This window comes from Lentzea cavernae (assembly GCF_014653695.1).
Lineage (GTDB): Bacteria > Actinomycetota > Actinomycetes > Mycobacteriales > Pseudonocardiaceae > Lentzea > Lentzea cavernae.
The window spans coordinates 42,120-65,893 of record NZ_BNAR01000002.1 but is presented as its reverse complement, the minus strand read 5'-3'; the positions used below and the strand labels follow the sequence as shown (position 1 = coordinate 65,893).

General features: G+C 66.8%; 25 protein-coding genes. 7 read left to right on the top strand and 18 right to left on the bottom strand.

Annotated features, from left to right (window positions below):
- Positions 1-27: 27 nt before the first annotated feature.
- The 16 genes from IE307_RS06260 to IE307_RS06185 form a co-directional block, all read right to left on the bottom strand.
- Complete coding sequence (locus IE307_RS06260; protein WP_191296585.1) at positions 28-1,755, bottom strand: vWA domain-containing protein; 1,728 nt, start codon at positions 1,753-1,755, stop codon at positions 28-30.
- Between the two features lie 26 nt (positions 1,756-1,781).
- A complete protein-coding gene (locus tag IE307_RS06255) occupies positions 1,782-2,951 on the bottom strand; it encodes an AAA family ATPase (RefSeq protein ID WP_191296584.1) in 1,170 nt (389 codons plus the stop codon).
- A gap of 822 nt (positions 2,952-3,773) precedes the next feature.
- Positions 3,774-6,062, bottom strand: a complete 2,289-nt coding sequence (locus IE307_RS06250; protein ID WP_191296583.1) for an AfsR/SARP family transcriptional regulator — start codon at positions 6,060-6,062, stop codon at positions 3,774-3,776.
- Positions 6,059-6,457, bottom strand: coding sequence for a hypothetical protein (locus tag IE307_RS06245; protein WP_191296582.1), 399 nt, complete (start codon positions 6,455-6,457; stop codon positions 6,059-6,061). Before IE307_RS06245 ends, IE307_RS06250 begins: the two co-directional genes overlap by 4 nt.
- A 20-nt stretch (positions 6,458-6,477) precedes the next feature.
- Positions 6,478-6,864, bottom strand: coding sequence for a pilus assembly protein TadG-related protein (locus tag IE307_RS06240; protein ID WP_191296581.1), 387 nt, complete (start codon positions 6,862-6,864; stop codon positions 6,478-6,480).
- A complete protein-coding gene (locus tag IE307_RS06235) occupies positions 6,861-7,283 on the bottom strand; it encodes a TadE/TadG family type IV pilus assembly protein (RefSeq protein ID WP_191296580.1) in 423 nt (140 codons plus the stop codon). The genes IE307_RS06240 and IE307_RS06235 overlap by 4 nt, the downstream gene beginning before the upstream one ends.
- Before the next feature lie 5 nt (positions 7,284-7,288).
- Positions 7,289-7,681 carry a TadE family protein gene (locus IE307_RS06230; RefSeq protein WP_191296579.1) on the bottom strand — a complete coding sequence of 131 codons (393 nt, stop codon included), beginning with the start codon at positions 7,679-7,681 and terminating at the stop codon, positions 7,289-7,291.
- Between the two features lie 13 nt (positions 7,682-7,694).
- Positions 7,695-7,871, bottom strand: a complete 177-nt coding sequence (locus IE307_RS06225; protein WP_191296578.1) for a hypothetical protein — start codon at positions 7,869-7,871, stop codon at positions 7,695-7,697.
- An 8-nt stretch (positions 7,872-7,879) separates the two neighbouring features.
- Positions 7,880-8,758 carry a type II secretion system F family protein gene (locus IE307_RS06220; RefSeq protein ID WP_191296577.1) on the bottom strand — a complete coding sequence of 293 codons (879 nt, stop codon included), beginning with the start codon at positions 8,756-8,758 and terminating at the stop codon, positions 7,880-7,882.
- Positions 8,755-9,540, bottom strand: a complete 786-nt coding sequence (locus IE307_RS06215; RefSeq protein ID WP_229904460.1) for a type II secretion system F family protein — start codon at positions 9,538-9,540, stop codon at positions 8,755-8,757. Before IE307_RS06215 ends, IE307_RS06220 begins: the two co-directional genes overlap by 4 nt.
- Positions 9,541-9,584: 44 nt before the next feature.
- Positions 9,585-10,943, bottom strand: a complete 1,359-nt coding sequence (locus IE307_RS06210; protein ID WP_308436337.1) for a TadA family conjugal transfer-associated ATPase — start codon at positions 10,941-10,943, stop codon at positions 9,585-9,587.
- Positions 10,940-11,260: a P-loop NTPase family protein gene (locus IE307_RS06205; protein WP_191296575.1), complete on the bottom strand. Its 321-nt coding sequence runs from the start codon at positions 11,258-11,260 to the stop codon at positions 10,940-10,942. Before IE307_RS06205 ends, IE307_RS06210 begins: the two co-directional genes overlap by 4 nt.
- Before the next feature lie 383 nt (positions 11,261-11,643).
- Positions 11,644-12,171 carry a flagellar biosynthesis protein FlgA gene (locus IE307_RS06200; protein WP_191296574.1) on the bottom strand — a complete coding sequence of 176 codons (528 nt, stop codon included), beginning with the start codon at positions 12,169-12,171 and terminating at the stop codon, positions 11,644-11,646.
- Positions 12,172-12,356: 185 nt separating this feature from the next.
- Positions 12,357-13,196 carry a hypothetical protein gene (locus IE307_RS06195; protein ID WP_191296573.1) on the bottom strand — a complete coding sequence of 280 codons (840 nt, stop codon included), beginning with the start codon at positions 13,194-13,196 and terminating at the stop codon, positions 12,357-12,359.
- On the bottom strand, positions 13,190-13,738 hold the full coding sequence (locus IE307_RS06190) for a hypothetical protein (protein ID WP_229904459.1): 549 nt from the start codon (positions 13,736-13,738) through the stop codon (positions 13,190-13,192). The genes IE307_RS06195 and IE307_RS06190 overlap by 7 nt, the downstream gene beginning before the upstream one ends.
- A gap of 228 nt (positions 13,739-13,966) precedes the next feature.
- Entirely contained in the window at positions 13,967-14,572 is a 606-nt protein-coding gene (locus tag IE307_RS06185; RefSeq protein WP_191296572.1) for a prepilin peptidase, read from the bottom strand.
- Positions 14,573-14,802: 230 nt separating this feature from the next.
- Between IE307_RS06185 and IE307_RS06180 the strand changes: the two genes are divergently transcribed.
- From IE307_RS06180 to IE307_RS06170, 3 genes are read left to right on the top strand one after another with little or no spacing between them, the layout of a single operon-like run.
- A complete protein-coding gene (locus IE307_RS06180) occupies positions 14,803-17,064 on the top strand; it encodes a helix-turn-helix domain-containing protein (RefSeq protein ID WP_191296571.1) in 2,262 nt (753 codons plus the stop codon).
- Positions 17,064-18,281 carry an FAD-binding protein gene (locus IE307_RS06175; RefSeq protein WP_191296570.1) on the top strand — a complete coding sequence of 406 codons (1,218 nt, stop codon included), beginning with the start codon at positions 17,064-17,066 and terminating at the stop codon, positions 18,279-18,281. Before IE307_RS06180 ends, IE307_RS06175 begins: the two co-directional genes overlap by 1 nt.
- Positions 18,282-18,339: 58 nt before the next feature.
- Positions 18,340-18,768 carry a DUF6355 family natural product biosynthesis protein gene (locus IE307_RS06170; protein WP_229904458.1) on the top strand — a complete coding sequence of 143 codons (429 nt, stop codon included), beginning with the start codon at positions 18,340-18,342 and terminating at the stop codon, positions 18,766-18,768.
- Between the two features lie 21 nt (positions 18,769-18,789).
- Here IE307_RS06170 and IE307_RS06165 read toward each other — a convergent pair whose 3' ends face one another.
- Complete coding sequence (locus IE307_RS06165) at positions 18,790-19,494, bottom strand: helix-turn-helix domain-containing protein (protein WP_191296568.1); 705 nt, start codon at positions 19,492-19,494, stop codon at positions 18,790-18,792.
- Entirely contained in the window at positions 19,491-19,832 is a 342-nt protein-coding gene (locus tag IE307_RS06160) for an HC3 family zinc finger protein (protein WP_191296567.1), read from the bottom strand. Before IE307_RS06160 ends, IE307_RS06165 begins: the two co-directional genes overlap by 4 nt.
- Positions 19,833-20,098: 266 nt before the next feature.
- Here IE307_RS06160 and IE307_RS06155 point away from each other — a divergent pair, with 266 nt between their 5' ends.
- The 4 genes from IE307_RS06155 to IE307_RS06140 all read left to right on the top strand — a co-directional run bounded on the left by IE307_RS06155 (position 20,099) and on the right by IE307_RS06140 (position 23,774).
- The gene (locus IE307_RS06155; RefSeq protein WP_191296566.1) at positions 20,099-21,274 is read left to right on the top strand and encodes a helix-turn-helix domain-containing protein; all 1,176 of its coding nucleotides are present in this window, start codon (positions 20,099-20,101) and stop codon (positions 21,272-21,274) included.
- A gap of 6 nt (positions 21,275-21,280) precedes the next feature.
- Positions 21,281-22,015 carry a 5-formyltetrahydrofolate cyclo-ligase gene (locus IE307_RS06150; RefSeq protein WP_373305955.1) on the top strand — a complete coding sequence of 245 codons (735 nt, stop codon included), beginning with the start codon at positions 21,281-21,283 and terminating at the stop codon, positions 22,013-22,015.
- Between the two features lie 90 nt (positions 22,016-22,105).
- The gene (locus IE307_RS06145; protein ID WP_308436336.1) at positions 22,106-23,011 is read left to right on the top strand and encodes a radical SAM/SPASM domain-containing protein; all 906 of its coding nucleotides are present in this window, start codon (positions 22,106-22,108) and stop codon (positions 23,009-23,011) included.
- Between the two features lie 19 nt (positions 23,012-23,030).
- Positions 23,031-23,774: an AAA family ATPase gene (locus IE307_RS06140; RefSeq protein WP_191296564.1), complete on the top strand. Its 744-nt coding sequence runs from the start codon at positions 23,031-23,033 to the stop codon at positions 23,772-23,774.

Here is a 23,774-nt window from a genome sequence, read left to right as displayed (position 1 = left end):
ATCGGTTTCAGACGGTGTTGATCTCGGTCAGCGAACGGCGGCCTTCAGCGCGTTGGTCGCGGCGTGGCCGATCGCTGCAGCCGTCGCGGTTGGACTGGTGAGCTGATGCACGGTCACGCCCGTGAACGGGTCGTCGAAGTAGCTGGTGGTCAGCCACAGCACCGCGCATCCGGCCGCGCGTAGCCGATCAACGCGTTTCTGCCCGGCGGGGCGTTCGTCCCCCTGGAAGTGTCCGTCGGACAAGATCACGAGCAGCCGGGCGGCACCAGGACGGGAGAGGCCGAGCGCCCCGTCGAGAGAATCGACAGCGCGGCCAACGCATTCCCAGTCGTCATCGGCCGCGAACTCGGTGACTTCGGCGGGAACTCTGCCGGGGTGGGTGATGGGTCGGACGTGCACGCCGAAGATCACGGCGGCGCTTTCGACGGACACGCTGGAGTGCCGTCCGGCGTGAGCGAGAATCCACGCGGTCGACGCCACCGCGCCGCGAAGGTGGCGCATGGATGAGGACACATCGCACGCGATTCCCAGCCTCAGTGGTGGTGTGGGCGCGGTGAGGCGCGCGGTGCGGGTGAACGGTTCGGCTGTGGGCATGGCGCCTGCGGCCCGTTGGGCATCGGCGGCGAGAGCACCGCGCATCCGGAGACGTCCGGGCGGAATCGGTGAGGTCGACTTCACCGTGACTCGTTCGCGTGTGGCAGCGGTCGACAACGCCCGTGCCAGCGTGCGGGCAGCGGTGCGTTCGGCGGTGGTCGGTTTGCGGGTACCCGTGATCGTGGTCGCCCCGTAGCCGGACCGGGGATGACTGCTGGAGAAAACGGTCCGCGCAATTGCCTCGGCTGCATCGGAGGCTGCCTCTTCTTCCGCCGTCGCTGCAGCGGCCATGGTGGCCGGATCCTTGGGCGGGGCTTCGTCCGCGATGGCAAGTGCGACCTCGACCAGCGTGCGGCCGATCGCCTCGGCCAGGGGCGACGGCGACGAGTCGCCCGGTTCACCGGGTTCACCGGGTTCGGGTGCGTCGCTGTCGGGGTCGATGCCAATGGCTTCACACCAGCGCCTCGCGAGATCGATCATCGTCTCGGCGTCGTCGTCTGCTGTCGCGAGAGCTTCCTGCCACAGCGCGCGAAGTTCGGTGAGCGTGTCGGTTCCGAGGACTTCCTCGACGACGTCGGCAACCGGTGCGGCTTCAACCGCAGTGAGGACACCGCCGTCGACTCGTGCCAGTACCAGGGCAGCGGCTTGGGCGGCCGACGCTTTGGTCATCTTCGGACTACCTGCGAAGTCGGCTAGGACGAGGTTGGTCGTCGACGCTCGCAACCAGTGCCGGTCGTCCGGACGGCGGCGAATGTGCGCCGATTCCATTCGCGACTCTTCCAACTGCATCGCGGCGTCCGCCACGGCGGGTGAGACGTCGTCGGGCAGTTCCCACACGCTGTGTTTCGCGTGTGCGCACTCGTGGGTCAACAGCCCCCACATGACGGGGTAGCGCGCACGGTCGGAAACGTTCGACGGATCAACGGTGGCAGGGTCGACGTCCAGGTAATTGCCGTCGACTTCGATCAGTGCGCGGGTCGTGTGGAAACACGCCGGGGCTCCGCTGCCCGCACCGGGTGCGATGGTGACCAACAGGTCTTCCCTGTCAGCGATCACCGGTACTTCGTCCGCCAGTGCGGCGGACAGCGTGAGCCATTCCGGGCGAGCGGGGAAGATGGCGGCACCCGTCGCGTCCGGGTCAGCTACCAGGTGTGTGGTCATGGCGGTGTCCTTTCCGGATGGTCGCGCTAGATGCGGGTACCGAGTGCCAGGGGCTGAACCGTGGTGCCGAACGCGTCCCGGACGGCGCTGGCAACGGTGATGCGGTCTTCCTCGGGCGCGATGCCGACCAGGTTCCCGGCGGCGGCTTCGGGACCGAGCACACCCGCGATCTTCTGGAACGCGATCAGCTCACGCAGCTGCGGTGCCCAACCGATCTCGCCCTTCGCCTGACGGGTGGCCAGGTTGCGCGCGACCTTGACGGCCCGTTTGTCGATCTTGAGTTGCGTGGCGAGGTCGTAGTCGGTGGACACGTGGATCTGAGCGGAGAACCGGGACGACAGGGCGTCGGTGAGGATCGCGCCGTGTACCCCGGGGTTGTGTCCGGCGACCACGTAGAACCCGTCAGCGGCGTCAACGATCTCACCGCCGTTCGCTTTGACCACGATCTGACGGCGACCGTCCATCGCGGGGTAGACCACGGCCAGTACGGTGGGCGGAATCAGCGTGGCGTCGTCGATGAACAGCGGCACACCTGCGCGCATCGCCCGCACCAATGGGCCGTGCACGAACACGTAGCGGCCATCAGCGGTCTGCGTGTACTCGCCCACGAAGTCGGCGACCGTGGTGTCGCCATCGCCCTGAACCGTGATCAGGTCAGGAAATGCGGCTTCGACCACCGACGTCTTCCCGGTTCCGGGTGGCCCGTACATCAGTGCGGCGACCCCGGCTTCGCGCAACCGGTGCAGCGCGGTCACATCGGGCATGCCGGACAACAACCGGGGGTGGTACGTCAAGCCGTTGGGACGCGTCACCGGTCCGGTCACCACGGCCGTCGCCGCAGGTTTCGGCGTGGGGGATCCGGGAACTGCGGCGGGTGCGGGTGACTTCGTTCGTCGGGTGGGTGTCGGGGCAGGGGTGATGGCGGTCGCTGCTACAACGGCGGTGGTGGCGGTGGCGCGGTAGTTCAGGGGCGCGGTCATGACGACTTCGGCGGCACCGCATTCGGCAAGTACTTTCAACGCGTTGCCGACCGCGCCGGATGATCGTCCACCGAGTTTGGCGGCCACTACGCGCGGGGTCATGCCTGTACCGGGGTCGTCTGCCAGCACGCGCGCGACCATCGCGCGCAGTTCGCCGCTGCGCAGACGGGTTGCCGTTCCTGTCGTGGGGGTGCTGGTCGTGGCAGGCGTGGTCATCGCGGTTCCCTTTCAGGCCGATTGCAGGTGGTCAGGCGGCCGCGATGGGCGACACGACGTCGTGCGGGTTCTGGTGCGTTTCTGCCGCGATGTCAGCTGATTCCGGGGTGTGTCCGTGTTCGACCCATCCGCAGTAGCAGTAAGCGGTAACCGTGTCGTCGATTTCGGTGATGGTGTCGGCGTAACACATGATTGGCCCCGTTCTGCAGACATGGCTCGCGCCAGGTGTGGTATTCGGTGCGGTTACCGGTTTTCCGGCGTGATTTAAATATAACTCCGCAGCACGCGAATTGCCAGTGCATTCGGGGATTTTTCAAGACTCTTTTCGGGAAAATGCTGATTGTGACTAGTGGCGACAATTGAATTGAAATCGCATTTGCTGCTTTGTTCGGGTTGGCGGCGTTGGGGTGGGGGCTTGGGTTGGCCGGCGGGCGGCCAGATCTGGCTATGGGTAGTTATACGATCTGGGGAAGGGTGGATGGAGCGAAGGCGAGGGTGTTGACCAGGTCTGCGCCAGTTGATGGTGGGACGCGGGGACGCCAGCGCGCCGTTTCGATCTCCCGCTTGGGGTCAAGCGAGTCTGGGACACCAGGTGATCCCGCTGTGGTCGGTCTGCCCCGCCTGGGGTGTGCGCGTGGCGGATCAGGTCTGGAGGTGCCCTGCGTGTGAACCTCCAGTTGAACCACGGAGTGATTCCCCTCTTTCGGTTGGTTCTGGGTGATCATGGCAAAATGCACGGTAACATCGACCTGGATGATTGATGAAGCTCAATGAAAAGGTTCTTTGATGGAATTTGAGAATCTTTTCGATTTCCTTCGGCTCTTATGGCGGGGGAGGTTGGTCTTTGGCGTGATGCCGCGGAAGGCTGGCTGCCAGCCATCTCACCTCTGGTGATGGCTTGTCGTCGATCTCCGCGAGCTTCTTGGTGAGCAGAGCGAGGGTGCGCGGGATGGCCTCGAGCCGGCCGAGACGACCCTGGAGCCGCATGATGTCCCGGTACAGCAGCTCGTTGTGCGGATCGAAGGCGCGTGCGAGCTCCAGCAGTTCTAGGGTCTGTTCGGGATCGTCGTCGCGTAGCGCGTGTGCGAGCGCGGCCGCCGCGTCGATGACGTCGCGTCGGACTGCTTCGCGCACCGGTTCGACCCACTCGCTCTCAACTCCCTCAGCGAGCGGACCTGTGTAGAGATCGACGACTTCGCGGTACGCGTCTGTCCGCTCCTGAGCGGTGCTTGCCGCGCGACGTGCCGCGATCGCACGGTCCAGACGCCAGTAGTCGACCTCGACGAGGTCCGGGTTGAGGCGGTAGCGACCGCCTCCGGCGATCGTGATGTCGGTGATCGTCCCTCCGGTGGCTTTGGCGATGGCGTTCCGCAGTCGTGACAGCGCGGTGTTGAGGGCGTTGTTCATCTTGTCCGTCGTGTTCGCCGGCCAGAGGGCGTTGACGAGCGCCTCGCGGGTTGCGCCCTCGGGATGGACGGCGAGAAACGCGACGAGTTCGCGCAGCCGCGGCTGAACGACGTCGGTGAGGTCGTGTTCGGAGTCAGGCCAACGCAGGGCGAGCGGGCCGAGCAGCCGGAGCTGCAGCGGCAGACGGTCGGTCGGTGCGAGGTTCGCGCTGATCTCGAGCGCAGTGCCCGCCGCTTCGGGCTGGGAGAGGGGTTCGGCTTGCCGGAACAACGCGAGGAGGTCGCGCGCATCGTTGTCGCTGAGGTGGAAGAGCCTGACACCGGCGAGGTCTTGGCCAACTCCAGGACTTCCCGACGAAACGGTGCCATCAGCCCGGACGTAGACCGTGACGCCGCGCGTCCACTGCCCGAGGAAGACGCCGGCGAGCCGATGCGAGGACTCGGGATCAAGGGCGGCTTCGAGCTGTCGCTGCGTCCCGTTGCCGAGGTGAGCCACAAGGACGGTCGGAGGAGCTTGCTCGGCAAGCTCTTGGCTGCTGGAAACGATCTGCAACGAGGACGGGGGTTCGCCTACCGCGACTTCTCCGAGAAGTAACGCCAGATCTCCAGCCGTGATCGCAACGGTTCGGCGGGTCAACGCCGTCAGGAGCAGTGCGCGTGCTGCTGCAGCCGCGCCGGGACCGACCAGGCCCAGGCCGCCGCACGCTGCGAGGTCGAGTGCGACCTCGTGACCGTCTCTAGCGCCGAGCGGCGTCGCCTCCTCGTTCTCAGCCGGCTGGCGCTCGACGTGCTCGGGCCGGTGGGCAAGCTGCAACTCGTAGACCACGGGCGCGACAGGGAGGTCGTCGCGCAGTCCGCTGCCGGGTTTGTACCTGCCACGGTGCCTCCGTCGTGCCGCCACGAGAGCCCCGCTGACGGCTGCGGCCAATGCGATGCCGACGAACGCCGTGGTCTTCGCGGACGGTTCGGATTCGAGCCGCGGGAGCTGTTCTTCCTGCTGGGGCACTTCACTCGTGGGCGTCGCAGGCGGCGGCGCGGGTTCGACTGGGGGAGTTGGCACGGGAGACGACACTGTTGCCGGAACCTGCAGTGTTTCTCCGGGGAATACCCGATGCGGGTCGGTGAGGAACGAGCCGTCGGGCTGTGGCTTGCCGCGGTTGAGCTCGAAGATCTCCGGCCAGCGGGCGCCGTCTCCGAGCGTGCGTTCGGCAACCGCCCACATCGAGTCGCAGTTGCCGGTGACCGGATCGGGCGCGCGCACGGTCTCGACCGTGGTCACCGGGCTGGACGAGACCGGCTGGAGGCCATCCGCAGCGGCACCTGCCGCGCGGTTGCCGAGCGCCGACAAGACGATGGTGCCGACTAGTACGGCGGCTGGTGACCGCATGGCGGACAGGTCCGGCCATCTCACTCCGCGCAGGACGTCCAAGGTTCGTAGCCCGGTATCCAGGACGAACGCGGCCCAGGACAACCAGCAGAAGCAGGCGAGTCCGTTCAACAGCATGGAGGTGGACATCGGCTGGGTCAGCACTGCGGCCAGCACGGCCCAGCTAGGGATCTCGTCGGGTAATGGCCATCCGACGTAGTGAGTCAGACCGAGCGGCAGCCCGATCAGCACGGTGAGCAGTAACGCTGACGCCACTACGGCGCGCACCAGGTTGCCGAAGAACCCGACCACGTGGCCGGAGACGGACGCCGAGCTCATTGGACTGAATCAGGCCGAAGCGCCTGCGGGCCGATGCCTACGACCGAGGGAACCTCCTGCGGATCGGGCTTGCGCTGGTCGCTGGAGTTTCCGGACCTGGGTTGCCGCATGTTCGGCCGCTTCTTCCTTCCCCGCCTCGGCTTGCGGGCGGCGGCCCACTCCGCGAGTTCGTCTACGGGGAGGTCGGTGAACGACGCGAGTTCGGGGAGGCTCATCACGTCCTCGGTTTCCGTGATCAGGTCGCCGAGTTTGGCGTCGACCTCCTGCAGCTCGGCTGCCAGGTTGATGCGTCGCTGTGCGAGCTCACCGACGAGCTCGGCGGTGGCCAGTCGTCGTGTGCTCCTCTCGGCATCAGCGAGTTCGACCCGCCTGCGGATCTCGTCCTTCGTTGCCATGGCGTTCCCCTTTCGAGCGTTCACGGGCTTGGTGTGACACCGCGGTGGGGACTCGCGTGCCCTGTCGCCTGGACGGTGATGCTCGAGATTCCGACCAGCCCGAGCAGTTGCGTGCGTTGAGAGGTGGTGGCGACGACCGTGACGGTGTTGCCCGAGACGGTGACCTTGCCGGTGAGACCCGCAGCGGAGAGATGCGCTTGGGCCTTGCTCACTGCCTCAACAGGTGTGAGCTCGAGCCGGCCGTCCAGGCGGTAGGCGTTTAGGTCGATGGCTTGAGCTCCTGCACGTGCGGCTGCCTCGGCGGCTCCTGAGGCCTGAACCTTCGTGGACAGCGCGAGACCGCCGTCGAGGACCAGGCCGGCGAGCGCGAGGATGGTGGTGGTGAGGGCGACCAGGAACGCGGTCATGTTCCGCTCCCTTCGGAGCGCCAGGCGTCGACGACCTCCGAGGCGGTGGAAGACAGCCGTTTCGCTGCCGGCACGCCGAGCAGCGCCCCGCCGCTGAGATCGACCGTGCACGAGACCGTCACGGTCACCATCGCTCCCGGCCGTAGCCCACCGACTTCGACGTTCAGGCCCCGACAGCTGATCCCGGCACCGGCGAGCGCCTGGGTTGCGACCGCGGTGGCTTCTGCGACAGCGCGTGCGTTCGTGTGCTCGATGCTCGCGGCGCGCGCCGCCTGGTGCGCGACGTCGTTGAGCCTTAGCCGTGCGTCGACACCGCGGTGCACGACGACCGCCACGAACACCAACGCCATCACCATGATGGGAGCCCACAGCGCGACCTCTGCCGCTGCTGAGCCACGTTGATCGCGCCACCAGGACATACCGGTCACCGCCCTAGATCGACGAAGCGCTCGACGGGGCCCGCGGCCTCGGCGTGGACTCGAAGGCTCAGGAACGGCACGACTTGCTTCGCAGTCCCCGAGATCTGCACGAGTGCGGTTTCGCTACCTCGCTCGCAGTGCACGTCCGCATCGCGCAAGGGCCCGCTACCGAGATCAGCGAGCACGCTCCGCGCACTCGCGGTGCCGGCGGTCGGCGATCCGTTGTGCGCCCGGACGGCTGAGAGTCCGTGCGACGCCGCGGCTTGCGCGATGTGCGTGGCGTGGGACCACATGGCGAACTGCACGATGAGGAAGAAGGCGAGGAACGCCACCGGCAGGACGATCACGATCTGGGCGGAGGCGCTTCCGCGGTCGTGGGGAAGGTGGAGCTGGTGCATCGGACGCCTCCGATCACAACGAGATCTTGGATGCGGCGCCGACGAACAACTGGGTGAGCAGCGCGGCGACCGCCAGTGCGGCGGCGACGAGCGCGGCGATGGTCACCACCGTCTCGCCCACGTACCCGCGATCGTCTCGGCGCAGGCTCTCGATCGTGGCGCGGACGTGGCAGAACACGAGGTAGATCATGATCACTCCTAGAGTCCGTTGAGGACGGAGATCAGGGCCGGGTAGCCGATGAACACGAGGAAGCCGAGCATCAGCAGGACGAGAGGCAGGCTCATCCGCTCGGTTGCCGCGCGTGCTTCACCTTCGGAATCGGTGAGCTCTCTGGTACGCAACGCGGCGGCTTTGGAAGCAAGGCTTGAGCGGATCTTGGCGCCGTCAGTGCCGGCGAGGCCGACTGCGGCCGCGAGATCGGCCAGCTGAGGTAGCGCGAGGTCTTCGCCAAGCCGTTCGAGTGCTTCCCATGGTGTTGTTCGCATGACCTGAGCGGCTACGAGTGCCTGCCGCAGCTGGTGAAACGCCCAGCCGGTTCCGACGTCCCCGGCGTCGGACAGCGCCGAGTCCACTCCGGCCCCGCCAGCGAGCAGGATGCGTACGAGGTTGAGGTAGGCGCCCAGCGCGTGCCTGAAGGCTGATCGTCGGCGTTGAGCTGCCTCACGCAGCTTGAGATCAGGCAGGAGAAACCCGAGCGCGGTGAGACCGGCGATCGCGACCGCTGAAGTCACCCACGGCGAGCCCATACCGCTGAAGGCCAGTGAGAGGCTGACACAGCAGGCCAACGCGGCGCCGGACAGACCGCCGACAGCCTTGGAGGCGAGGTGCTGCTCGACGTCGCTGCCGATGACGTTGAGGTCAGCTCGCACACGCGCGGTCGGACGCCGGAACGAACTGGCAACGCGGGCGATCGCGTGCTCGACCCTCCACACCGAACCTGTACTCGACGTGGGACTTGGCGGTGCGGAAAGTGTTGCGAGCACTTCGCGCAGCGAAGGCTTGGGAGGTACCAGCCACACCGCGAAAGCCCAGAGCCCTGTGCCGAGACATGTTCCCCAGAGCAGCGGTTCGATCATCGCGGCACCTCCGTGACGAGGAACCGATCGGGTTCGCGCAGACGCGCGATCCGGGCGAGCCATGCGAACGCGATGCCGAACAGCAAGCCCACGACGGAGAGAACGAGTTGTCCCTGGACGCTGTCGAACGGGTCGAGGTAGGCGCGGTTGAGCACGACCAAGCCAACGGCGAACGCGATGGTCGTGATCACGATGACTCGTACGCTCGTGCGGGTTTGTCGTCGGCTCGCCTCGATCCGCATCCGCATGGACGCCTGCTCGCGCGCTTCCGCCGCGAGCTCACCCAGTAGTTCGGCGAGATGGCGTGCCTGGTGCTCGCTGGAGAGGATGAGCGCGGCGATCACGAGGTCGGCGGTTTGATCATGCAGCTCGTCGCCGAACCGTCGGAGTGCGACCGCTAGGCGTTCGCCACCACGTAGTCGAGCAGCAAGCGACGTGACCGCGGGCCGGATGGCTCCGGGCGCGCGGGCCGCGGTGGCCAGCACGGCGTGTTCCAGCCCGGATGCCGCCACCAGGGTGTCCCGGAGCATTTCGGTCCAACTCGCGATCGCCTCGATGCGGTCGAGCCGGGCACGCTGCTCGGCGCCCGCCAGCAGGACACGCGGTAGCAGGGCTACGCCGATGCCAGCCAACACCGCCGCCGCGGCCCAGCCGGTGGCCAGGCCGACCAGCAGCGCTGTCACCACGCTGAGGCCCAGCCGCACGATGGTGAGGTGATCAGGAACAGCCCATCGCCGACGTGGTGCGGAGGTGCCACGAAGGCCCAACACGATCAGCAACACCCCAACAGCGCATCCGCCCGTGAGTAGACCGAGCCAGGCCGAAGTCATGATCCCCGCCGATCTGCGGCTTCCGGGTCGTAACCCGCCGCGACGAGTTCGTCGAGGGTGCGCGACCGGAGCGGCGCCGCAGGTACAGCTCGTAGGTCGGCGCCTGGCCGCCACACCTCGTTGCTGATGATCTGGCGCCCGTCGGCGTCCACCACCTCCCGCACCGAGGACACGACGCGATGGCGGCGGTCTGCGGAAAGGTCGAGATGCACGACGAAGTGCAGCGCTGAAGCGACCAGGAGGTTCGTGGCCTCCAGCGTCAGCCGCTCGGGGCCTTGAACGGCGTAGGCACCGAGCTTGGTGAACGCTCCCGCGCTCGAACTCGCGTGGAGAGTGCCCATCGAGCCATCGTTGCCCATCGACATGGCATTCGTCAGCGGAATGACCTCAGGACCACGCACCTCACCGACGATCACGCGGTCGGGCTGCATGCGCAGCGACTGCCACACGAGGTCGGACAGCGTGACGGCGCCAGCGCCCTCCAGGTTGGGCTCGCGCGCCTGGAGCGCGACCACGTCCGCGTGTGCCGGGTCCTGGTCGAGGCCGAGCTCGAACACGTCCTCGATGGTGATCAGGCGCTCGTGCGCCGGGATCGCGGACGCGAGTGCGCGGAGCAAGGTCGTCTTGCCGATCGTCGTGCCTCCGGTGACGAGCACGTTCTTCCTCGCCCTGACCAGGGCCGTGAGGAACGACTCCATGCCCGGATCGATCGTGCCGTTGGCCCGGAGTTCGCCCAGGCTCACTCGCTGGAGGCGGTGCCTGCGGATGGAGACGGAGGGCCGGGGCGTCACCGTCATCACGGCGGAAACGCGTTCGCCGGACGGCAGGGCGAAGTTCACGATGGGGGAGGCGTTGTCGAAGCGGCGTTCCTCGATGCCGCTGCGCGCGGCCAGCGTGCGGATCAGGTGTACGAGGTCCTCGTCGGAGTCGACGATCGGCGGCACCATCTCGCGCGTGCCGTCGGCGCGTTTGACGAAGACCCGCTCGGCGCCGTTCACGTTGATGTTCTCGATGCTCGTGTCGGCGAGCAGCGGGTCCAATCTGCCGGCGCCGAACAGCTCGGCCAGGACCTCGGCGACCGCGCGACGCTCGACCTCGGCGGCGAACAGCTCAAGCCCGCCCTGGAGCCGCCTCTGCGCGATGGACTCGATGGAGTCGCGCAGCACGGCCTCAGCAAGCTGGCGTCGCTGTTGTGGTCCGAGCGGCGGACGCTCCGCGTTCCCGTCCGCTCGGAGCCGGGCGCCGAGCTGTTCGGTGACGTCGCTCCGAAGTCGTTCGCGCAGACTCCGCACGTCGCTCATCGGCCGCGGGAACGGCAGATCTGCCGGCCCGCTCAGCGGGCTCATGGTGGTCATCGCGAACTCCCCTGGTGAGCCGCGTGCAGGAGTTGTCCAGCGAGCTGCGCCGCGTGGCGGCTCAACGGGGAGTCGGAACCGCGCTGATGCCAGAGCGCCTGCGCGCCCTTGACGTCGTCCGGGATACCGGCGAGCACCGGCAAGCCCAATGCTTCTGTGACCTGTGCCGACGGATAGCCCTTGCCCACGAGCACGAGGCCGAGCCGGTGTGACCAGCCCTGCATGTGAACTCGCCTCGCCGCCATGTGAGCCAACGAGTCGTCGTGAGGTCGCGCGACGACAACGAGCGCGTCGGCGGACCTCAGCAGCCCCAGCATCGTCGGGTCAGGATCAACGCGTCCGACGTCAACGATCAAAGGGGCGCCGATTGTCCGAAAGGGACTGAACTGCGACGCCGCCAAGGCACCGAGTGCTGCACGCGACTGTGCAGGATCTTGAGGTGCGGGCACGATCCGCAGACCGCTCGCCAGAGCGTGTGCGTGCTTGGACAGGAGCTCGGTGCCGGAGTTGCCGCGTGCGGCAGCGGCGAGGCTGACGAGACCAGGCGAACTCGGCAGACGAAACCGGGCCGAGAAGTCCCCGCCGGCTGAATCCGCCTCGACGACGATCGGGCGGACGGGTTCCGGCCAGCGAGCACCGAGCGCGACCGCGAGGGTGCTTGCGCCAGGCGAACCCTTGAGAGAGCAGGTGATGACCATCATCAACGACCTCCGACCATCAACACGGCGATCTTGTCCGCGGGCGTCGAGGAGAGTTCTCGCGCATCGACTTCGGTGAGCTCCACCGAGATCACTTGCGTCTGGTCGGTCCTGTCGACCGAGACGACGACCGCACGCCAGGAACTCACCGACCCACCTTCGTTCGACGCCGAAGCCAGCACGACAACGTTCGAACCGGCAGACACCTCTGGAGGGAACTGCCCCGGTTTGAGCCCGAGGGCAGTGATCGCTCGTCCTTCGCCGGGCACCTGGGGCGGTCCGAGGACGTCGTCGGTCAGGAGGACGCCGACCGGCAGCGAGTACGCGACCTGACGACCGACCACGCTCGAGGCGGCTGAAGCGGGAACGACCTTCACGGCATCGTCCACGGCGAGGCTCACCCCGACAAGGTCCTGCTGGAGGATCACGTGACCGACATCGACCGGCCGCGCCAGCGCCACGACCTCCCGACGTTCTCCGAGTTGTTGTGTCGCAACGATTCCGCCAGCCGCACACGCCACGACCAACACGGTGCCGAGAATCAGATGGGGAACACTTCGTCGCCTGCGGCTCGGCATCCGGGACCTCGCCTCTGTCCACTTGGTCGCCGACTTGGTGCCGAGAGCCTGCTGAGTTTTCATCTGGGCCTCCTGAAGGCATGGGGTATCGCGACGTGACGCTCGAATCGGCGGCACGCTTCGGTGTTGTTCGGGATTCAGCGGGAGTTGAGGGCCTGGCTCTCGGCGACGCTCAAGCTTGCGGAGGTACTCGTCGTCAGGCCGGGAAAGACACCGTTCTGTCCGGCACCGGACCACCGCACGTTCCAGCGGACCGTCACAGTGGCGGTGTAGGCCTCGCCCGGCAATCCCTTGGACGAACGTCGGTAGGTGTGGCCGCAGTTGGGCGAGGTGGCCTTCGGGTCGTGGCCTGCGGAGAACGGCGTGCCCGGCCCCGTGCACGTCACGGTGGTGCCGTCGCCGGTAGACCACGAGGCGGCGGTCGGCTCAGCGACAGCGGTGACGGTGATTCCCGGGACCGACGCACTTGCCGAGGTCGTCCGCCAGCCTTCGCGCAGCCACAACCACGTCGGCAGGTGCACCAGCTGCTCGCCTGCCGGGTTCACCTCGATCGAGGGCGCGGGCAGCCTCAGCCGGCTCTTGGCCATCAACGCCACCTGCTCCGGCGTCATTGACGGCTCAGCCTGCTGCCCGGCAGGAATCCAGACCGGCGGACGGTTGGCGGTGGCCTTGCCGTCGGCCGAGCACAGGAGGCGGAACCATCCACCTTGTCCTTCGGGCTGCGGGACACCGGGGGCGCCCTGATCGACCGGGACGTACCGGCACTCGAACGCGTCCGAGCTCTGCGCATGGGCGGTCGTGTCAGAGGCGCTGGAACGCTCCTGGACCTGGGCCATCTCGGCGATCAGCTCACAGCCTGGGCCTCGGTTGGACGAGCAGTCGACCGAACCCCACCCGGGATCACCTCGAGCAGACGAGGCAGCGGCCACGAACCCGGCCATCGTGATCGCAGCGGCGAGAGCGAACCGAGTCAGCATGATCCGACTCCCTGCACCGCGAAGCGCGTCACGCGCCACTGGCCGTCAGGCTGAGCCTTGACCTCGGCGAGGATGGAGCGCCGACCGCCACCTTGCCCGTCGGCGGGCTCGTTCGTTCCCTTGCGGTACTTCAGCCACGCGCTGTCGTCGCCGCAATCGCGGATCTTCACGACTGTCACCACGCCGCCGGATCGGTCCACATTGGTCACTTGGGGATCGCTCCTGGGGGATCCCTTGGTGACCAGGCCTTTCCGGTCGTCCTCGGCGAGGCTGTTCTTGATGACGATGAGCGCGTCGCCTGTGGCGTGCTGGGCCAACCTGGGAGCTTCCGCGTTCGACGTCTCGCCGGCCGCCGCCATCTCCCGCCACATCGCGAGGTAGGCGTCGACCGCCTTGCGTTCAGGTGGAACGGGCAGCGGAGCGAGGCTTGTGGCGGTTGAGGTGGAAGTGGTGCCGGGCGTGGGCGGTGCGTCGCTGGGAGCGCTGCACGACGTGAGGGCGACAAGGCCGATGATCGTGGCGACTCGTGCGGTAGTGGTCATCGCGGCCTCCAGGTTGATGGTGGGGTCGAGGTGGGCGCCGGGGGAGCGGCGACGCCCACCTCGATCGGAGCGCCCGGCTTCGCGGTGATGTCCGGGCGGAGCTGTTGGCCGAGCGACACGAGCACGATCAACATGAAGACCGCGGTGGCCCGACGTAGGGCGTGTGGGACCTCGCGGACGATTACCGGGTTCTCATCCCAGAACGGCAGGCACATCAGGCATCACCGTTCAGGTCAACAAGATCGCGCCCACGGCGCCAGCGATCAGAAACGGCCCGAGCGCCAACGCGTTGCTGCGGAGAACGCGCATGCTGACGGCCGCGATCACGAATGCACTCATGAGTCCCGCGAACAGCTGGTGCCAGCCGAACCAGCCCAGAACGAACGCGACCGGGGCAAGGAGAACGACGTCGCCGAAACCGAGCCCCTGGCGTGCGAAGGCGTAGACGGCGAGACCACCGGCGATCGCCGCAGCAGCCGCTTGAGCTGCACGAACCAGCGGATCGAAGTCGGACTGGATCAGTGCCAGGACCGACAGTTGGACGACGGTCCCCACGAGCAGCACTCCGTTGATCCGATGCGGTAACCGATGCACGGTTGAGTCGATCAGCGCAAGAAGAAGGCCGAAGATCACGAACCACGAGAGTGCGCTCGCTTCTTGCGGCGCCTCGGTGGCGACCCAGCTCAACGCCGTGCAGAGGAATCCACTCGCGGCCGCTGAGGGCATCGAGGCGCACTTCGCGGGCTGCTCCTGCTGCGTGGCGGCGCGCACGTAGGTCATGACGAACGGTCCGGCAGCGGCACCGATGAACCCGTAGGTGATCCAGTCCGGCATCGCGGCTCCCTCCGCTTGGAGGTCCTCCAAGTTGATTCGATCTGATCAACGAAAGTTGTCGTTCGACCGGGTGGTCTCCCACGCGTAGCTGCCCGGAAACCAAGGCGAAGAGCGGCTGGATCGGCATACCCTCACCTCCTGGACCTGGGGGTTGCACTGTTCGTAGTCGGGGGACTGCATTCAGTGTTGGCAGGATCGAAGGCGATTGGCCAGGGGAGGGGCGTCTCCAGATGAACAGCAGACGGCAGCAGACGGGGCTCGAAACGACCGAGATGACCTTCGGGCAGCTGCTTCACGTGCTCCGGGAGGACCGCAAGCTCTCCCTGAAGGACCTGGCGGCTGGAGCGAACGTCAGCAAGGGCTATCTCAGCAACCTCGAGCACGACATCCGCAGCCCTTCCACCGAGATCGCGGTAGCGATCGATCGTGCGCTGGAGGCCGGAGGCGAGCTGGCAGACCTCGCGGTGCCGAGGCCACGCGCGAGAGCGACTCGTGAGCGCATTCGCCCAGCTCAGCTGCCGGCAGGACTGCGCTCGTTCGTTCCACGGCAGGAGGCCCTGGCGCAGGCCGCGGCCGCATTCGCGGCACACGAAGGCTTGATCGCTTTCGACGGGCCGGCGGGCGTGGGCAAGACCGCCTTCACCGTCAGTTGGGCGCACACGATCGCGCCGCACTTCCCGGACGGGGTGCTGTTCACGGACCTCCGCGGCTTCGCCGCTGACTCGCCGGAAGAGCCAGCTGTCGTGCTCGGCCGGTTCCTGCGGGCGTTGGGCACCTCGCCCCAGGACATCCCCAGCGATCTGGACGGCCGCGTCGCGCTGTACCGGACGTTGCTGGAAGGAACCCGCACACTGGTCGTGCTGGACAACGCTGTCGACGCTGACCAGATTCGGCCGTTGCTGCCCAGCTCGCCGCAGTCGTTGGCGCTGGTCACCAGCCGCAACAGGCTCTCGGGCGCAGTGGTCCACGACGGCGCCGTCCGGATCACGCTGCACCCGATGAGCTCGGCCGAGGCGCTCGACCTGATGAGATCCGTGCTGGGCGCGCGGGTGGACGGCGACCTCGCCGCCGCACGGGTCATCTCGGACCGGGCCGGGCGGCTACCGCTCGCGCTGTGCATCGCCGGCGAACGGGCAAACCTGTTGCCGACCGTTCCCCTGCGCAAGCTGGCCGACGAGTTGACCCGGCGTCAGCCGCTCGACGTGCTGACCGCAGACGAGACGCTGGCCATGAGGACCGTGCTGTCGTGGTCGCACGACGCGTTGCCGGGTCCGATAGCGGCCACGTTCAGGCGACTCGGGCTGCATCCCGGCGGGCCGATCAGGATCGAGGCCGCAGCTGCGCTGATCGGGCTCTCGCCACAGCAGGCTCAGGGACACCTGTCCGCTCTCGCCACCGTGCACCTCGTGGAGCAGACCGCGCAGGACAAGTTCGTGATGCACGACCTCGTGCAGGCGTACGCCATGGAACAGGCCCAGGAACTCGATGGCGAGGAGGCCAACCGCGCGGCTCTGTCGCGGCTGGTCGACCTCTACCTGAACACCGGCGCCGCGGCGATCCGGATGCTGTGGCCGTCCCGGCCGCGGAGGCCTCTGGACGCCCCGCAGGCCGACTTGGCGACGCTGACGTTCCACGATCCCGCCGACGCGGTCCGGTGGTTCGAGAACGAGCTCCAACTCCTCGTGCGCCTGGTCCGGTGCGGCGCTCGCTGGAACATCACGACGGTTGCCTACCTGCCCGTGGTGGTGAACGAGATGCTGTTCCACCGTCGCGCCTGGTCCTGGTGGGTGCCTGCCTTGCACGACGCGTTGGAGATGGCCAGGCAGGGCGGCCACCGGGATGCCGAGGCCTGGGTGCTGGAGACGCTGGGCGACGCCGGGATCGACGAGCTGAAGGCAGCCTCGTCCGCGGGCCTCTACCGCCAGGCCATGCAGATCAGGACCGACATGGGCGACCTCAACGGCGTCGCCGTGTGCCACGTGGGCCTTGGACGAGCCTGCTACCAGCTGAACGACCTCGATGCGGCGATCAAGCACCTTGAGACCGCCCGCCGGCTGAGCACGCAAGCCCACGACCAGTGGGAGTTCGCGGTGGCTTCCGCCCACCTGGCTTCCGTGCGGTCCGCTTCGGGTGATGCCACTGGAGCGCGATCTCTGCTGATGGAGGTGCAGACGATCTTCGACGATGCCGAGGACCTGATGTCCTCGGGATGCACCTCGACATTGCTGGCAGGTCTGGCCGAGTCTGGTGGCGAGTATGAGGTCGCCCTGCACCACCTTGAGAACGCGTTGGCCATTTTCGCGAAGGTCGCTGACGTCTGGAGTCAGGCCCACATCCACAGGCACGTCGGAGACCTGCACGCCGACCGCGGGAACCTCCAAGCCGCCCACAGGTCTTGGTCCGCGGCCGCCGACCTGCTCAGCGGAAACGCCGAACCAACCGCAGCTGGTCTGCGGAGAGAGTTGATCGAGAGTCTCAAGGAGGACGTCTAGTGCATCAGGCGCTCAGCACCATGCCCGCGCTCACCGGAAGGCTGGACACCGATGAGAACGCGCTCGCATGGGCCGCGCACGACTACGGCGACATCGTTCACGACCTTCCTGCAGCCGTTCTGAGGCCCGGTGACGCGGCCGACATCAGCACGGTGATCAAACACGTCGGCTACCACGGCCTGGCCGTTGTTCCGCGCGGACAAGGTCACTCCACCAGCGGCCAAGCCCAAGCGCTCGGCGGAGTCGTCGTCGACATGGCCGCACTCGCCACGATCCACGAGGTCGGACCCGATCGGGTCGTGGTCGACGCGGGCGCCAAATGGAGCGACGTGCTGCGTGCGACTCTGCCGCACGGGCTCACGCCGCCGGTGCTCACCGACTACCTCGAACTGACCGTTGGCGGCACGTTGTCCGTCGGCGGCCTGGGCGGGGCCAGCCACCACCACGGCGCACAGACCGACAACGTGCTCTCGCTCGACGTCGTCACCCCTACCGGCGACGTCGTGACGTGCTCACCGAGCTCGAACCGCGCCGTGTTCGACGCCGTACGTGCAGGCCGAGGACGTAACGGCGTCATCACCCGCGCCACGCTGCGCCTCGTTCCAGCGCCGGAAACCGTTACCTGGCACAAACTCCACTACGACAGCATCAGGCAGCTCGTTTCCGATCAGCGCGAACTGGTGACCACGGGGGCGTTCGACTACGTGGAGGGGCAACTCAAGATCCGCGACGGTGACCACGTCGCTGAACTCGAGGCTGTCTCGTTCCTCGGTACGGGCCGCGGGCGCGGGGACCTGGGAGGTTTGTCCTTCGGCGAAGCCGACAGCCACACCGTGACCTACTGGGAGTTCGTCAATCGGCTCGCACCAGGAGAACCAGTCCTGCGCGACGCCGAGCTCTGGGAGTCGCCCCACCCGTGGTGCAACCTCCTCGTACCGAGCGATGCTGCGGAGGACCTGCTGAACCACTCCGACCGCGAACTCGGAGCTGAGCTCTACAGCGACTTCGGCCTTGTTCTCGCCTATCCGTTGCTCACCGACAGGATCAGCACACCCTTGTTACGCCTACCGGACGACGACCTGGTCTTCCTCGTCGCTGCTTTGAGGTACGCACCACCCGCATCCCCGGACATCGTCGGGATGATGCAGGAGGCGAACGCCCGCTTGGCCAGCAAGGCCCTCGCCGCCGGAGGCACCCTGTACCTCGACCCGTTGTGAGGCCAGCGTCTTCCGTCTGCTCCACACGGGCAGACGGAAGACGTCTTCCGAATCCGTTGTGGACACCCGAAAACTGAAGTGCATCAACCACTTCAGGGGAAGGGCAGAAGCAACGATGAACGGACGACTCGCCCGCGCCACCACCACGGTGGGCATGCTGCTCGCGACCACTGCGATGAGTTTGATCAACGCGCCCTCCGGCTCGGCAGCGCGGATCATGCCGCCACGGTGTGGCTTCTACGAGGTCTCGCCACCGGTGGGGGAGCTCACTGGTCGGTACGTGCACTGCGCGGACAGCTTCATCCTCATCAAGTTCCACTGGTCCACAGGCACCACCGGGACGGCGTGCGTGGCGCCGTGGTGGCAGATTCCGTTCTACCGGGATGGACAGCACAAGGTCGTCAACGCCTACTACGTCACCACGCCGCCAAACCTTTCCGGGCCGCCCCACGACCGCAGGTGTTCGACAGGGCAACCGCGCGCCTGATTTTGTTGGCTTGGAGGACTTCTAGCGCTGTGCCTTCTTTCGAGCGAGGTCCCGAACACGACGTGCCGCGAACTGGTGAGTGAGCACCGCGCGGAACGTCGGTTCGGCGACTCGCAGGGCCAACACCTGCTTGTCGGGCTTCGAACGACACGCAGCACCGACGATCAGCTCGGTCGCGTCGACCCCGTAGATGTGAGCCAGCTCGGCGAGTGTGATCAAGGTTGGTAGTGCGTGGCCGTTCTCGAACGTCGAGAGCGCGGCACTCGACAGGGTGGACGCCATCCTGGCGACCTCGGCCTGACTTGTGCCACGGGCGATGCGCGCGTCCCGCAGTGCTTTCCCCAGCGCTACCGGATACGGCTGCTGCGTGGAGAAGCCGCCCAACGCGCGGTCGATGTCGAGCCCTCGCTCTGCGACCAACTCTCGCAGGTCGGCGTCATCGGCTTGTTGAAGACGCGCGCGTGCACGGTCGACGCGTTCGATGGGCAGCCAGAAGTGATCCGCTGCGGGAACGACGTCTAGATCAGTGCGCCGATCGATCACGCGTGCCTCGGTGAACCGGCGCAACTGCTTGATCAGATCGATGTTGGTGAGGCGGGCCAGTTCGACGAGCCGAGCAACGCTGTGCTCGACACCCACCCGTTCGAGGAAAGCCACCAGAACGATGCCGCCGTTGCGGTTCCAGGAGAGACGCTCGTCCGTGGCGACCTGCTTGGTCACCTTCATCGGCGCGGCGGCTCAAGGTCTGCGCCCTGGGCGATCAATGTGTCGACCACGAGCGCAAGCACGTCGGTTGGGCTGCCGCTGTCGGACGCTGCGGGGCGTCGGGAAGCGGTCACGGCGTCTTGGCCCTTGCGTGGCCACGGAAGGATGCCTTCAGATTTCCGCCACGCCAGGTCGCACTCCTCACACGTCGGCCAGTAGCGGGCGTCGTTGGGCCAGGTGTCCGGGCCGGCCGTCACCTCGATGCCGCAGAGGGTGAGGCCGGCGTCGTTGACGGCCAGCTCTTGGGGTATCGCGTGACGGCCCTCGTCGTGCGGCTGCCACTTGTAGCTTCGAACCATGCCCGATCACTTCCCAAGAACGTGCGCGCGACCTGCGCGCCTGATGTCGGCAGTGATCCACGGAAATCCACATAACTGTGGAGAACCAGGGCAGCCGGCCATCAGCGACCCAGCAGGAATCAATCACCTGAAGCTTCTACCTGCGCAAACGTCACGATGACCCGACCGGGTGAAAATGAAGTTCTCTTGGAGGAACAGTTGTTCGGCAGATGTTCCGAGCTAGCCTGTGCAGGCACAATGCGCCGAATTCGTGTCAGGGGAGACCGATGGCGAAGCCGAGGAAAGGGCTAGCCGCCCGCCGCATGGCCATGGGGTATTCGCAGGAGAGCTTCGCTGAGCTCCTTGGTGTCACCCCTGGAACCGTTGGTCGATGGGAGCAGGGCAGGTCCAAGCCGGAGGTCTGGCTCCAACCGCGCCTCAGGAAGGCGCTGACGCTGTCGGTCCAGGAGTTGGTCGACCTCTTGAATCCACAAGCCGAATCGACTGCGGCAGACACGGCGGATACGGATCGCCTGGAACGTGCGCTGGCGAACCCATCAAGAGTCGACCTGGTCACCGTGGCCGAGCTTCGTCAGCGCATCGCCCTGCTGGGCCTTCGCTACGACGGTGAGCGCTCGGCCGGACTGCTCGCCGAAGCCGGACAGGCACTCGGGCAGACCCGATTGCTGCGCGAGCACGCTAGCGAATACCGGGTGAAGCGCGACCTGCTCGCGGCCGAGGCAGAAGCCTCCACCCTGATGGGGCAGTTCGTCTGGGACGCTTCCCAGCGCCGTGACCACGGCACCGCGAAGAAGCACTTCACGACAGCGGCAGATGCAGCTCGCAAGATCAGTGATCCTGTTCTGGAGGCAGTCGCGCTTCTACGAACGTCCTACGTCGAGCTGTACGGCACCGAGAACGCGGCTGAGGGGCTGGTTCTCACCGAACGCGCGGCCGACGTGGCTCGCGGGCACAGCGATGTGTTGACCGGACTGGCAGAACTGCATGCCGCTGAAGCACGTGCGATGGCCGGAGAGCGGGCCGCGTGTGAACGTTCGCTGGAACGAGCCCAAGACCACTTTGGACGGATTTCGGCGGACGAGCCTGTCGCGGAGATGTTCTCCGAGACGCAGCACGACCGCTTGGCGGGGTCCTGCTACCTGCGCCTGAACGATGCTCCGAGGGCACAGTCGACGCTGGAACGAGTTGCTTATCAGGCACCGTCACGTTCGAAGTCGCGCAGCATCGTGCTGGCGAACCTGAGCTTGGCGCACATCCAGCAGCGCGAACTCGACCTAGCCGCGGCGGCCCTGCACAGTGCGATCGACTGCGTCGAGACGACGTGGGGTGGCGGTGGGCTCAAGGTGATCTTCGGCGCTGCGGGAGAACTGCGTCCCTGGCGGAAGGAACCTGTGGTAGATCAGGTGTATGACCGCCTCTTCACAATGATGGCGGCGTCGTAGAAGGGGTTGTCTGTGGCAGATCCGGACGAGGCCAAGAACGAGGTTCGCCACCGCGTCTGGGACTTGCTCACCGAACACCGCGCCGCTCAAATGGGCGTGCACGGCTCGATCCCGGACTTCGTGGGTGCTGAGCTGGCCGCCCAGAGGCTCTCGGAGTTGCCGGCCTGGAAGCGGGCGCGGGTGGTCAAGGCGGTGCCGGACAAGCCCCAGACTCCGGTCAGAGTTCTAGGTTTGCAGCAGGGCAAACTGCTCTACGTGGCGGTCCCGAAGATCGCTGCCGAGAAGCCGTTCTACGAACTCGACCCGGCCAAGCTTCCTGTTCTGCCTGAGGAAGCGGCGGTGCCGAAGAAGGCCGCGCTGTTCGCGAGGACCGTCGACACGGACGAGATGCCCGCGATTGATCTGCTCGTGTGCGGGACCGTCGCGGTGAACCGCCGAGGTGTCAGGTTGGGCAAGGGTGCCGGGTACGCCGACATTGAGGTCGCGCTGTTGCAAGAGGCGGGGCTGATCAGTGAGGCGACGACCATCGTCACGACGGTTCACGACCTGCAGGTGGTTGATGGCGATCTACCGGAGACCAGCCACGACTTCTCGGTCGATCTGATCGTCACCCCGACTCAGGTCATCGAGTGCGGACCTCCGCGGCGGCCGGTCGGGATCCTGTGGTCGGAGCTGGATCCGGCGAAGATCGCGGCGATTCCGGCGCTCGCCTCACGGCAAGCTCGGCGCGACGTCAGCTGATCGAGCGGTCCGCACTGGTGGCCTCTGGCTTGGACGCCCTCCAAGAACTACGCAGGTAGTACGGCGGAGTTCGAGACGTGAGGGGACAAAGTGGGGGCTCGACTGGACCTGCGGACGCGGGTGACGTTCGCGTGGCTTGAAGTGACCGGGAAGTGCCAGCTTCAGTGCGACCACTGCTATGCCGACTCTGGCCCGGCCGGTTCGCACGGAGCGATGACCACCGACGATTGGCGCGACTCGATTGACCAGCTCCCCGCCCTCGGCACGAAGATGGTCCAGTTCATCGGCGGCGAGCCGACGTTGCATCGAGGGCTACCGGAGCTCGTTCACCATGCCCTCGACCGCGGGTTGGCGGTGGAGGTGTTCACCAACCTGGTGCACGTCGGCTCGGAGCTGTGGGAGGTCTTCTCACGGCCTGGTGTTCAGCTGGCCACCAGCTACTACTCCGATGGCAAGGAGCAGCACGAACGGATCACACGGCGCCGGCACAGTTACGAGCGGACGAGGTCGAACTTGGTCGAGGCCGTCCGCCGCTCGATTCCGGTGCGCGTGGGTGTCATCGACGTCGCCGACGGACAGCGCGTGCGGGAGGCGGTCGACCAGTTGAGGGGCCTTGGCGTCGAGGGCGAAGTGCGTGTCGATCGCTTGCGTCAGGTTGGGCGGGGTGTCTGGGATCGTGGTCCTGATCTGGGTGAACTGTGTGGTCAGTGTGGTGACGGTAGGGTCGCGATCGCACCGGACGGTTCGGTGTGGCCGTGCGTGTTTTCCCGGTGGTTGCCGGTGGGCAACGTGCGGGAGGAGTCGCTCGCCGACATTCTGACGGGATCGAGGATGACGCAGACCGCAGCTGCGCTTGCGACGGAGTTCGCCAGTCGGCCGCTGAACCCGTGCGTGCCGAACATGTGTGATCCGCAGTGCGGGCCGAGCTGCAGCCCGGCGTGTCGACCGGCCGGCAACTGCACACCTACGGGAGCCTGCGCTCCCGACTACAGCTGAACCGAAGGAAGATCCGCTCATGCTCGCCCGCCGCGCGTACATCCCCGACGAGTCGCTGCCTCGTGGCTCACGTCGGACATGGCCGCTCGACGTGCCGTGCGTCGCCCAACTGGCCGACGAAGGCATGACCTTCGAGCGCCCGGTCACCTTCCTGGTCGGCGAGAACGGCTCCGGGAAGTCCACCCTTGTCGAGGCCTTCGCCGAGGCGTGGGGCCTGGACGCACAGGGCGGGCGGGCTGGGCGGAAGTACGTCAACGACAGGCCGAAGTCCGAGCTCGGCGAGATGATCCAGTACGAGACCACCGCCCTCGGCTCGCGCCATCGGATCGGTCCGCGGACGAAGCGCAAGGGCTACTTCCTGCGCGCGGAGACCGCGTTCGGGTTCATGAACGCGGTGAGCGGCATGAACGGGTACTGGGACGAGGACACCAGCGAGATGAGCCACGGCGAGGGCTTCCTCACCGTGTTCGCCGCGATGTTCCGCGAGCCCGGCTTCTACCTGATGGACGAGCCCGAAGCGGCGCTGTCGTTCCAGTCCTGCCTGCGGTTGATGCACCTGATGTACGAGCTGGGCAAGTCGGGGGCGCAGATCATCTGCGCGACGCACTCGCCGATCCTGGCGTCCACACCGGACGCCGACATCATCGAGGTGGGGGAGCACGGCTTCCAGCGGTCGAAGTGGGAGGACCTGGCGCTGGTCGACCACTGGCGCCGGTACATGACCACGCCCGAGGCCTACCTGCGTCACGTCACCGAGGACTAG

What these genes read in the sequence shown, in the direction of transcription:
- IE307_RS06155 (WP_191296566.1), top strand. Translation starts at nt 20,099, where the DNA reads ATGGCGAAGCCGAGGAAAGGGCTAGCCGCCCGCCGCATGGCCATGGGG.
- IE307_RS06220 (WP_191296577.1), bottom strand. Translation starts at nt 8,758, where the DNA reads ATGATCGAACCGCTGCTCTGGGGAACATGTCTCGGCACAGGGCTCTGG.
- IE307_RS06190 (WP_229904459.1), bottom strand. Translation starts at nt 13,738, where the DNA reads ATGACCACTACCGCACGAGTCGCCACGATCATCGGCCTTGTCGCCCTC.
- IE307_RS06245 (WP_191296582.1), bottom strand. Translation starts at nt 6,457, where the DNA reads ATGGCAACGAAGGACGAGATCCGCAGGCGGGTCGAACTCGCTGATGCC.
- IE307_RS06195 (WP_191296573.1), bottom strand. Translation starts at nt 13,196, where the DNA reads ATGCTGACTCGGTTCGCTCTCGCCGCTGCGATCACGATGGCCGGGTTC.
- IE307_RS06255 (WP_191296584.1), bottom strand. Translation starts at nt 2,951, where the DNA reads ATGACCACGCCTGCCACGACCAGCACCCCCACGACAGGAACGGCAACC.
- IE307_RS06260 (WP_191296585.1), bottom strand. Translation starts at nt 1,755, where the DNA reads ATGACCACACACCTGGTAGCTGACCCGGACGCGACGGGTGCCGCCATC.
- IE307_RS06205 (WP_191296575.1), bottom strand. Translation starts at nt 11,260, where the DNA reads ATGCTGGGGCTGCTGAGGTCCGCCGACGCGCTCGTTGTCGTCGCGCGA.
- IE307_RS06180 (WP_191296571.1), top strand. Translation starts at nt 14,803, where the DNA reads ATGAACAGCAGACGGCAGCAGACGGGGCTCGAAACGACCGAGATGACC.
- IE307_RS06230 (WP_191296579.1), bottom strand. Translation starts at nt 7,681, where the DNA reads ATGCACCAGCTCCACCTTCCCCACGACCGCGGAAGCGCCTCCGCCCAG.
- IE307_RS06225 (WP_191296578.1), bottom strand. Translation starts at nt 7,871, where the DNA reads ATGATCTACCTCGTGTTCTGCCACGTCCGCGCCACGATCGAGAGCCTG.
- IE307_RS06165 (WP_191296568.1), bottom strand. Translation starts at nt 19,494, where the DNA reads ATGAAGGTGACCAAGCAGGTCGCCACGGACGAGCGTCTCTCCTGGAAC.
- IE307_RS06240 (WP_191296581.1), bottom strand. Translation starts at nt 6,864, where the DNA reads ATGACCGCGTTCCTGGTCGCCCTCACCACCACCATCCTCGCGCTCGCC.
- IE307_RS06250 (WP_191296583.1), bottom strand. Translation starts at nt 6,062, where the DNA reads ATGAGCTCGGCGTCCGTCTCCGGCCACGTGGTCGGGTTCTTCGGCAAC.
- IE307_RS06235 (WP_191296580.1), bottom strand. Translation starts at nt 7,283, where the DNA reads ATGTCCTGGTGGCGCGATCAACGTGGCTCAGCAGCGGCAGAGGTCGCG.
- IE307_RS06210 (WP_308436337.1), bottom strand. Translation starts at nt 10,943, where the DNA reads ATGACCACCATGAGCCCGCTGAGCGGGCCGGCAGATCTGCCGTTCCCG.
- IE307_RS06160 (WP_191296567.1), bottom strand. Translation starts at nt 19,832, where the DNA reads ATGGTTCGAAGCTACAAGTGGCAGCCGCACGACGAGGGCCGTCACGCG.
- IE307_RS06185 (WP_191296572.1), bottom strand. Translation starts at nt 14,572, where the DNA reads ATGCCGGACTGGATCACCTACGGGTTCATCGGTGCCGCTGCCGGACCG.
- IE307_RS06140 (WP_191296564.1), top strand. Translation starts at nt 23,031, where the DNA reads ATGCTCGCCCGCCGCGCGTACATCCCCGACGAGTCGCTGCCTCGTGGC.